This window comes from Erwinia sp. Eh17-17, from assembly GCF_039675725.1.
Taxonomy (GTDB): Bacteria; Pseudomonadota; Gammaproteobacteria; order Enterobacterales; family Enterobacteriaceae; genus Erwinia.
In genome coordinates this window covers 1-632 of sequence record NZ_JBDFQT010000032.1, presented here as the reverse complement: position 1 = coordinate 632, position 632 = coordinate 1, and the positions used below count along the sequence as shown (strand labels likewise).

Annotated in this window: 2 tRNA genes and 1 rRNA gene; all 3 read left to right on the top strand. The window is 48.3% G+C overall.

What is annotated here, in order from left to right:
- Nucleotides 1–82 (top strand): 16S ribosomal RNA (locus ABEH87_RS21665); the annotation flags it as partial.
- A 72-nt stretch (nt 83–154) separates the two neighbouring features.
- A tRNA-Ile gene (locus ABEH87_RS21660) sits at nt 155–231 on the top strand.
- A gap of 135 nt (nt 232–366) precedes the next feature.
- Nucleotides 367–442: transfer RNA gene (locus tag ABEH87_RS21655), tRNA-Ala, on the top strand.
- Nucleotides 443–632: the final 190 nt, after the last annotated feature.

The window sequence follows — 632 nt, the reverse complement described above, 5'->3', positions numbered from 1 at the left end:
GCTTACCACTTTGTGATTCATGACTGGGGTGAAGTCGTAACAAGGTAACCGTAGGGGAACCTGCGGTTGGATCACCTCCTTACCTGAAGATACCTTCCCGCGCAGTGTCCACACAGATTGTCTGATAAAAAGTAACGAGCAGAAAAACCTCTACAGGCTTGTAGCTCAGGTGGTTAGAGCGCACCCCTGATAAGGGTGAGGTCGGTGGTTCAAGTCCACTCAGGCCTACCAAATTTTCACTCATGCTGCGTTGTTCGGCTGGCTCGCATAGTGAACTATGCGTCGCAACCTCACGCCTTGCCTGAGTAAAAATTACATCCCCTTTGCGGGACGTAATGGTAGTAAAAGGTTTCTGTAAGACTGTATGGGGCTATAGCTCAGCTGGGAGAGCGCCTGCCTTGCACGCAGGAGGTCAGCGGTTCGATCCCGCTTAGCTCCACCATACTGTCTTCTCACGATAAAATACTTCAGAGTGTGCTGGATAACAGTATGCTGCGAAGTATTATGCTCTTTAACAATCCGGAACAAGCTGAAAATTGAAACGACATGTCGTTTTCATTCTCCGTAATAAGAATGAAATCAACGATATGTTCGAGTCTCTCAAATGCTCACGACAGCATGCTGTCCTTCGG